Below are 2,141 nucleotides of genomic sequence, written 5' to 3'. Positions count from 1 at the left end.
CGACAACCCAACGTTCGAGCAGCATCTCCTCGATCAGGCGGAAGCTCACCGGGAACCGGAAATACAGCCACACCGCATGTGCGATCAACTCACGTGGGAAGCGGTGACGTTTGTAGCTTGCAGGAGGAGCGCTAATGCAGGGCATTCTAAAGCCCCGAAGTTAATGTGACAGCACCTGCTGTGGAGATATACAGCAGGATAATTGAGTCATTCCCCCCGTAAATCCCGGTCCGTGCCGGGTTCATTGGGATTGGAGAAGCGAACCCGTCGAAATGGTCGGTGACAGGGCCGCGACGCCGCATCTCAGGCCTCTTTCATATTTCCATAGCGCATGCTGCTTTCGAACGCGCGGATAAGCGTTGTAACGGTCGCGTGCAACATGGCTTCAACCGGGGCGTTTGCCGTCACGAGTTGTGCCACAAAGGCCGGATGCACATAGACTGTCACTGCATCGCGAACGACGCGTGCTGCGACATCGGTGTCGTCGATATGCCACTCGCCCCGCCGTACCGCTTCATCGATCAAATCTGCGACAAGGTTGGTAATCCGTTCGGCATACGTGGCGATCATGTCGGGCCGATCCACGACGATGCGTTGATACAGATCGTGGATCTCCCGGTCGCCGACAAACCGGTCACGCTTGCGTCGGTGCAGGTCGAGAAGCATCGCCACTAGTCGCTCAGCGGCTGGACCATCGGCTCCGATATAGTGGGCCGCCAAATGAGCTTCGTCGTCCATGGCCTCCTGGACGATCGCATCCATCATAGCGCTTTTGGAGCGATAGAAGCGGTAAAGCGCGGCATGACTCACACCCAAGTCACGCGCAACGTCCGTAACATTCGTCTTCGCCTCGCCAAACCGACGAATTTGTGCCTTCGCACTTTCGAGGACGGTGGCTGCCGTTAGCGGCTGAAAAGATGTTTCTCGCATACCTCTTTAATAGACTAACCCATAACACTAAACAAATTACAGATAACGGATATTGTAAGTTGAAATTGTTGATTCTATATTTGGCTCGATTCATAAGGAGGCCGCAAATGGCAACTGCATTCGTAACCGGCGCCACCGGGCTGCTCGGTCGTCATCTGGTAGAATGGCTCGTTAAGCAGGGCTGGACTGTGCGCGCCCTGCACCGCAACCCGAGCGATGCCGCAAAGCTGAGCGCGATCGGCGCGGAGCCTTTTGCGGGCAATCTTGGCAATCCGGCTGCGCTCCGAAAGGGGATGGCAGGCGCAGATACCGTGTTTCACGCGGCCGCGCTGTTCACTATGTGGGCACCGGTGGAGGACTTTGAGACCACGAATGTCGAGGGCACCCGCAACATGCTAGCGGCGGCTCAGGCAGAGCACGTCTCCAGCTTCGTCTACATCAGTGCTGCCGGCGTCGTGATGGGCGATGGCAAGCCGATGACGGACATCGCCGAGGACATGCCGCTCGCCTATCCCTCATGGGCTCCCTATCTCGCGTCGAAGGCACGCGCACAGAAGCTGGTTCTCGACGCAAACAGGGCCGATGGCATGCGCACCGCTGTAATCTTGCCGCCCCTCATCTGGGGCACCGGAATGCCGATGCTCAACATTTTGATCGAGCAGGTGACGGCGGGGAGTTTTGCGTGGCCCGCAGGCGGCAACCAGAGCATGTCGACCGCCCATGTCGACAATGTCTGCGCCTGCGCCATCTTGGCCGCCGAGAGATCACTGGGCGGCAGGGCCTATTTCGTCACCGACGGACAGAGTCAGTCAATGCGCGCGGTGATGACTGCGCTGGTCGGGACCAAGGGGGTCGAGATAAAGGCCCGCAACGCGCCACTGGGAATTGCATGGTTCATGGCGCGGGTGATGGAATTCGTCTGGCGCGCGTTCAGGCGTTCAGGAGAGCCGCCGTTGACCCGGCAGATGCTGCGGATGGTAGGCTATGATTTCACTGTATCCGATCGCCGCGCGCGTGAGGAACTGGGCTACGTCCCCGTCACAAGCTGGGCGCAGGGCTTAGCCGCGATGCGCGCCGGCGCCTGATCCCACTTTCCCAAACGCCAAATATCGGAACAGGCGGTCATGACAAGCTCATTCGGTGCTGTCACATTAACTCCTGGGTTGTAGATTGCTCTGCATGAGAGTTGCCCCTGCCAGCTACAAACGCCA

2 protein-coding genes and 1 pseudogene are annotated in these 2,141 nt (G+C 58.6%); 1 reads left to right on the top strand and 2 read right to left on the bottom strand.

Annotated features, from left to right (window positions below; translation table 11 throughout):
• Nucleotides 1-145, bottom strand: a pseudogene (locus HK28_RS14350) (IS6 family transposase); the annotation flags it as partial.
• Between the two features lie 158 nt (nt 146-303).
• Nucleotides 304-930 carry a TetR family transcriptional regulator gene (locus HK28_RS11825; protein WP_086644761.1) on the bottom strand — a complete coding sequence of 209 codons (627 nt, stop codon included), beginning with the start codon at nt 928-930 and terminating at the stop codon, nt 304-306.
• Between the two features lie 107 nt (nt 931-1,037).
• Here HK28_RS11825 and HK28_RS11820 point away from each other — a divergent pair, with 107 nt between their 5' ends.
• Nucleotides 1,038-2,015, top strand: coding sequence for an NAD(P)-dependent oxidoreductase (locus HK28_RS11820; protein ID WP_086644760.1), 978 nt, complete (start codon nt 1,038-1,040; stop codon nt 2,013-2,015).
• Nucleotides 2,016-2,141: the final 126 nt, after the last annotated feature.

Origin of the sequence: Acetobacter sp. DsW_063, from assembly GCF_002153745.1 — a bacterium.
GTDB lineage: Bacteria > Pseudomonadota > Alphaproteobacteria > Acetobacterales > Acetobacteraceae > Acetobacter.
The sequence above is the reverse complement of the archived record's forward strand: the minus strand, read 5'-3'. Positions and strand labels throughout refer to the sequence as shown.